7 protein-coding genes and 1 pseudogene are annotated in these 6,225 nt (G+C 70.1%); 6 read left to right on the forward strand and 2 right to left on the reverse strand.

Annotated features, from left to right (window positions below):
- Window positions 1–52: 52 nt before the first annotated feature.
- The 4 genes and pseudogenes from QMO56_RS13670 (at window position 53) to QMO56_RS13685 (ending at window position 2,070) form a co-directional block, all read left to right on the forward strand.
- The gene (locus QMO56_RS13670) at window positions 53–418 is read left to right on the forward strand and encodes a biotin carboxylase N-terminal domain-containing protein (RefSeq protein WP_283526493.1); all 366 of its coding nucleotides are present in this window, start codon (window positions 53–55) and stop codon (window positions 416–418) included.
- Window positions 418–931: pseudogene (locus QMO56_RS13675) on the forward strand (ATP-grasp domain-containing protein); the annotation flags it as partial. The gene QMO56_RS13670 and the pseudogene QMO56_RS13675, both read left to right, overlap by 1 nt.
- The gene (locus tag QMO56_RS13680) at window positions 929–1,762 is read left to right on the forward strand and encodes a hypothetical protein (protein ID WP_283526503.1); all 834 of its coding nucleotides are present in this window, start codon (window positions 929–931) and stop codon (window positions 1,760–1,762) included. The pseudogene QMO56_RS13675 and the gene QMO56_RS13680, both read left to right, overlap by 3 nt.
- 26 nt (window positions 1,763–1,788) lie before the next feature.
- Window positions 1,789–2,070, forward strand: coding sequence for an acetyl-CoA carboxylase biotin carboxyl carrier protein subunit (locus QMO56_RS13685; protein WP_283526494.1), 282 nt, complete (start codon window positions 1,789–1,791; stop codon window positions 2,068–2,070).
- Window positions 2,071–2,278: 208 nt separating this feature from the next.
- Here QMO56_RS13685 and ggt read toward each other — a convergent pair whose 3' ends face one another.
- Window positions 2,279–3,886: a gamma-glutamyltransferase gene (gene ggt, locus QMO56_RS13690; protein ID WP_283526495.1), complete on the reverse strand. Its 1,608-nt coding sequence runs from the start codon at window positions 3,884–3,886 to the stop codon at window positions 2,279–2,281.
- Between the two features lie 17 nt (window positions 3,887–3,903).
- Window positions 3,904–4,299 (reverse strand): ABC transporter substrate-binding protein, encoded by a 396-nt coding sequence (locus QMO56_RS13695; protein ID WP_283526496.1) that lies wholly within the window; start codon window positions 4,297–4,299, stop codon window positions 3,904–3,906.
- Between the two features lie 388 nt (window positions 4,300–4,687).
- Here QMO56_RS13695 and QMO56_RS13700 point away from each other — a divergent pair, with 388 nt between their 5' ends.
- Entirely contained in the window at window positions 4,688–5,602 is a 915-nt protein-coding gene (locus QMO56_RS13700) for a hypothetical protein (RefSeq protein WP_283526497.1), read from the forward strand.
- Between the two features lie 106 nt (window positions 5,603–5,708).
- The gene (locus QMO56_RS13705; RefSeq protein ID WP_283526498.1) at window positions 5,709–5,918 is read left to right on the forward strand and encodes a hypothetical protein; all 210 of its coding nucleotides are present in this window, start codon (window positions 5,709–5,711) and stop codon (window positions 5,916–5,918) included.
- The last annotated feature ends 307 nt before the right edge of the window (window positions 5,919–6,225 follow it).

Consider the following 6,225-nt stretch of genomic DNA (forward strand, 5'->3'; position numbering starts at 1 on the left):
GGGGAGGAACCAAGGCGACGCACGGTGCGGCGTCAGGGCTGAGGGGGCCGGCATGTTCCGCAAGATCCTGATCGCCAACCGCGGCGAGATCGCCTGCCGCGTCATCGCCACCGCGCGGCGGCTTGGCATCGCGACGGTCGCTATCTATTCCGAGGCGGATGCCGGCGCGCGGCATACAAGGCTCGCCGACGAGGCCTGGCCCATCGGCCCGGCGCCGGCGCGCGAGAGTTACCTCGCCGCCGCGGGGATCCTTGAGGTCGCTCGCCGGTCCGCAGCGGAGGCGATCCATCCGGGATATGGCTTCCTGTCGGAAAACGCGGATTTCGCGCAGGCCTGCGGCGCAGCGGGGGTGGTGTTCATCGGCCCGCCGGCGGCGGCGATCCGGGCCATGGGCTCCAAGGCAGAGCCAGGGCGCTGATGGATCGCTCTGGCGTGCCGCTGGTTCCGGGCTACCATGGTGCGGCGCAGGACCTCACCACATTGGAGGATGCCGCCGCGCGGATCGGCTACCCCGTGCTGGTCAAGGCCTCTGCCGGCGGTGGTGGCAAAGGTATGCGCGTGGTCGAGCGGCCGGGCGACCTGGAGGCTGCAATCGAAGGCGCCAGGCGCGAGGCCATGGCCGCCTTTGGGGATGACCGCCTGCTGGTCGAGAAATACCTGACAGGACCGCGGCACATCGAGATCCAGGTCTTTGCCGATACCCATGGCGATTGCGTCTCGCTGTTCGAACGCGACTGCTCAATCCAGCGCCGGCACCAGAAGGTCATTGAGGAGGCGCCGGCGCCGCGCAATGGGCGAGGCCGCGGTCGCGGTGGCGCGCGCCGTGGGCTATGTCGGCGCCGGAACGGTGGAGTTCATCGCGGAGGGCGAGGCCTTCTACTTCATGGAGATGAACACCCGCCTGCAGGTGGAGCACCCCGTCACCGAGATGGTCACCGGCCAGGATTTGGTCGAGTGGCAGCTCCGCGTCGCCGCCGGCGAGCCTCTGCCCCTGGCCGGGGACCGTCTTGCGATCCACGGCCATGCTGTCGAGGCGCGTATCTATGCCGAGGATCCCTGGCGCGACTTCCTGCCCTCCACCGGAACCCTCGCGCATCTGCGTCAGCCGCGCGAGGTCCCAGGCCGCGTACGGGTGGACACCGGCGTGCGCGAGGGCGACGTGATCACCTCCCACTATGACCCGATGCTGGCCAAGCTCATCGTCTGGGGCGAGAACCGGGCCACCGCGTTGCGTCACCTCGGCGTTGCCCTGGCCAAGCACGAGGTGGCCGGCCTGCGGACCAACCTCGATCTGCTACGCGCTATTGCGGAGCATCCCGCCTTCGCGGCAGCCAGGTTCGACACCGGCTTCATCGCCCGCCACGCGGCCGAACTGCTGCCCCCGACAACGTCAGAGCGTGGCGCGGCGGCGGACGATCCCGCAATCTGGGCCGCGGCCGCGCTGACCATGCTGCATGACCGGCGCACCATGGCCGAAGCCGCCGCGGGGGCCAGCGGTGATCCCTGGTCGCCCTGGGCCAACGCAGATGCCTGGCGCATGAACGGCGACGGCTACCAGGACCTGCGCTTCCGCCGCAGCGGCGGCGATGCCACTCCCGTCATGCTGCGTGCCCATCCCCTGCCCGATGGACGCTTCCGCCTTGGCCTCCCCAGCGGGAGCGTGCTCGCCAGCCTTGCCGAGGACGCGGCCGGCCCGCTGCCCGAACTCGACGGCGTCTCGCGCCGGTTGAGCGTGGCGCGGCGCGGCGCGGCGCGGAGCTGACGGTCATCCTCGCCGGCCGCAACCACGTGCTGGTGCACGAAGACCCGCTGGCCCCGCCGCGCACCGAGGCCGCGGGAAGCGAGCGTGTCATCGCGCCGGTGCCGGGCCGCCTTGCGCGCGTACTGGTCCGGCCCGGCGAAGCGGTGGCGAGGAGCGCGCCGTTGGTGGTGATCGAGGCCATGAAGATGGAGATCACCCTCCGCGCGCCGATGGACGGCACCGTCAGGCTGGTCCGCCATGCCGTGGGCGACATGGTCGAGGAGGGTACCGAGCTGGTGGCCTTCGCGACGGAGGCGACCTCGGCGTGATCAACGTCACCCATGGCGGTATCTACCTCATGGCTAGCGCCTTTCTCTCGCTCATGGGCCTGTTGCTGGCCACCTCCGGCGGAATGCCGGACAGGGCAGCAGCTTCTCTCCCCCGGCGGGCCGCTGCGGGAGCGCACCACCAGCATCAGCACCGCCACCGCGGCGAGGCCCAGCTGACGGATCGCCGGCTGAGCCGGGTGCCGGCCGCTCAGGCCGCCATGGCCATGCCATCGCGCTGCGGATCGGCGCCGCCGGTGCAGTGCCCGCCCCGGATCAGCAGCCCGTGCGGTGCGCCGAAGGCGTAGCTCTGATAGGAGCGGGCGACCGGATAGCCCATCTCCGTCAGCGCCTGCGTGACGCCGTGCGGGATGCGGTTGGCGACGTCGATCGTGTCACTCAGCGCGACGATGCGCGGCGCCGCGATGGCCTCGGCCATGCTCATGCCAAAGTCCACGACATTGCTGATCGCCTGCGCCAGAGCCGGCACGATGTAGGTGCCGCCCGGCGCACCGAGCACCATGCAGGGCGCCGCATCCTCGAAGAGCATGGTGGGCGCCATGGCGCTGCCGCGGCTCTTGCCCGGCGCGATGGAGGCGGCGCGGCCCGGGCGCGGGTCGAAGCCGCTCATGCAGCCATTGTACATGAAGCCCAGGCCCGGGGTGATGACGCCAGAGGGGATGCCCAGCGTATGGGTCAGCGAGACGGCGTTGCCCTCCGCATCCACCACGCAGACGACGGTGGTGTCGGGCGGGTCCTTCGGCTCGCCGGCGCGCGGCACGCTGGCCTTCTCGCCGGCGCGGATGCGCGCCGCCAGCGCCGCCGCGTGTTCGCTGGAAAGCAGCCGGTCCAGTGGCACATCGACGAAGTCCGGATCACCCATATGAGCGTCCTTGTCGATGGTCATCCACTTCATCGCCTCGGCCAGGACGCGAAGGTGCTCGGGGCCATTGTGCTCCAGCGCGGCGAGGTCGAACTGGCCGAGGATGTGCAGCAGCTCGATCAGCGATCCGCCGCCGGCCGGCGGCGGATTGGAGGCGACGCGCAGGCCACGATACACGCCCCAGCAGGGCGCCTTCTCGCGCACGCGATAGGCGGCGAGATCCTCCAGCGTGATGCCACCGCCTTGCGCCGCCATGTCGGCGGCGATCGCGCGGGCGATCTCGCCGCGGTAGAAGGTCTCTGCGCCGCCCTCGGCAATGCGTTCCAGCGTGTGCTTCATGTCCGGGTTGTGCAGCACGTCGCCGGGGCGCTTCAGCGTGCCGTTGGCGCGGAAATAGACCTGCCGGCCGGTCTCGCTGAAGCGCAGCTTGTCCTCGACGTTCACCTGGCCATCGCCGCCATGGTCGATGGCCCAGTAGTAGTGCATATAGGGCCGCACCATGACGCCGCGCCGCGCCTGCTCGATGGCCGGCCGCATTACCGGGCGCAGCGGCATGGTACCGAAGCGCGAGAGGGCCTCGGTGTAGCCGGCGACATTGCCCGGCGTGCCGACCGAGCCGTAGCCGATGTCGTTCGACTGGTCCTTGAGGAGGAAGACGAAGCCGTCGCGCGACTGCCCGATGAATTTGTCTGCCCACATCTCCGGCGTGGCGGAGAGCGGTGCGCGGGCGAAGAACTCCAGCACCGTGTGCACGCCGCGCTTCGGCATGCAGATCTGCATCGCACCGAAGCCGCCGATGCCGCACATCTGCGGATCGACCACGCCCTGGCTGAAGGCGCAGGCAATGGCGGCATCCACCGCATTGCCGCCCTGGCGCAGCATCTCGACCCCGGCCTCGGTCGCCTCCGGCTGCGCCGCCACCACCATGCCCCGCATCGCGCGACTCCTTCTGCTCAGTTCGGTGTGATGCCGGAAGCCTGGATCACCGGCACCCAGGCTGCAACTTCCTGTATCGGGATGATCGGCACTTCCGCCATGGTCTTTTCCGCCGCCTCGATCAGCGGCGCCTCGCGCGCCACCTCGTCCACTGTGGAGGTGGCGGGATCGACCACCTCCACCCGCTCGACAGCGCGCAGGAAGCCCTCGAAGCCACCGAGGCTGTTCGACACGTTGCGTGCGCACTCAAAGGTGAAGACCACGCCATCGGCAGTAAAGTCGCCGCCATCGTGGAACTTGACGTCCGGACACAGCTTGAACTCCCCTAGCGTATCGGAGAGTGGCTTCCGTTCCGTTGCCAGGCCGGAAACCAGGCGGCCGCCCGGCAGACGGCTGATCAGCCGCTCGAACATGTGCATGGCCACCCTATGGTTCGGCACCGGGTGGCGGGAATGCGGGTCGATGGTGGTGAAGGCGCCGCCCAGTCCGAGCGGATCCGTCCGGTCTCGACGAGGCGCCGCTCGATGGCCAAGCGCTCCTCGACCGGCGGAATCACCTGCTGGGTATCGGCTTCCGCGTCATCCGCCATGCTGGGACACCGCTGGTTCGGGCATGGAGCCGGCGGCCCGAGCGGGTTACCCGGATGGGTCGCTGGTTCGACATCTGTCCACCGGGGCGGTGGCCGACCGGCCCCGCAGGCAGGCGGCAAAGGCGCATAGTCCCTATGCGGAAATGCGGCGCCTCTCCCGCGAGCCGGGCGGCGTTAGGTCTCTGACCGGTTCACCTCTGAAAGGTACACCCATGCCATCCGACATGACGGGCGCGGTCCGCAGCGCGACGGCCCTGCCCGAAGGCGGCCCGGCACTGCCGCCGCGCATCTCCTGGGGCGCGGTCATCGCGGGCAGCCTCATCGCCGCGGCACTCGCGGCCACGCTCAACATTCTAGGCGTTGCGATCGGCGCGACCACGGTGGACGCCGTTGCCCATGCCACGCCGGACGCAGCCCCCATGGGCATTGGCGCTGCGGTCTGGCTCATCATCGCCAACACGCTCGCCTTGGCCGTGGGTGGCTACACTGCGGCCCGGCTATCCGGGACTGCCGATAACACGGACAGCATCCTGCACGGCCTCGCGGTCTGGGCCGTCGCCTTCCTGGTTTCCGCCGTGCTGGTCGGCAACCTGCTTGCGGGTCTCGCCTCCACAGTATCCGGTGCGGTCGGCAATGTGGCCGGAGGCGCTGCCTCCGCGGTGTCCAACGCCGCCAAACAGGCGGTGCCCGATGCCTCGCCATCCGCTCTGATCGATCGCGCGCGGGACACGCTACGCGGCACCGGTGGCGATCCGCAGAGCATGACCAGCGAGCAGCGCAGCACGGAGATCACCTCCCTGCTCGGACGTCGCATTGCTCGCGGCAGCTTTCCCGGTGAGGAGCGTGCCCGGCTGGACGCGCTGGTTGCGGCCGAGTTCGGCATTCCTCCGGAGGAAGCCTCACGGCGTGTCCAGGCGATGGAGGCTGAGGCGCAGCGCACGGCAGAGGAGGCCGCCACCCGCGCCCGCCAAGCTGCCGACGCCACGGCGCGTGCGACCTCGATCGGCGCCTATGGCACCGTTGCGGCGCTGCTGCTCGGTGCGCTGGCGGCGGTGCTGGGCGCCCGCCGCGGCACTCGCGACCAGATCGGCTTTGTGACACGTGGGCTGGGCCGGCGCCAGGCCTGACGTCGGCGCGGCCGTGGTCCCCCTCCCGCTCGGGGACCACGGCAAGTGCCGCCTCTACCCGGCCCTCAACCTGGCTGCCTTTCAAACCGGACAAGGAACGAAACCGATGGACCTGGACAATACGGATACTGCCCTGGTGGCGCGGCTGGCACCCCGCCTGCGCGCCCTGCATGAGGCAAACGGCGACGACTGGGCGGGCATGGCGCGGGATGCCCTGGCCTTGCTGCGGGAGACCCACCGGGTCGATCCGCGGGACAGTTCCGGTGCCGGCCCTTCCGGCACGGACACCCCCGACATTCCGCGCGAGGACGACTGATACCGCCGAGTCTATGAGCTGACTTGCGGCACCCAGGGATAGCTGGTGAGGGAGCGGAGGCGGTCTGGAGTGAGCCTGCGCCATGCTTCGCAGGCGGCATCCCGCACGGCGTGATAGTCAGCGTGGAGGCGGTGGCTGAGGAAGCGCTCCCGCCGGTAGAGCCAGACGCGTTCGACCGGATTCAGCTACGGACTGTAGGGTGGCAGCGGCACCAGGGTGATGCTGTCGGGCACGACGAGGTCGCGGCTGCCGTGCCAGCCTGCGCCGTCCAGCACCAGCGCGGCGTGAGTGTCGGGCGCGAGGTTGG

It is taken from the genome of Roseomonas sp. E05, assembly GCF_030063475.1.
GTDB lineage: Bacteria > Pseudomonadota > Alphaproteobacteria > Acetobacterales > Acetobacteraceae > Pseudoroseomonas.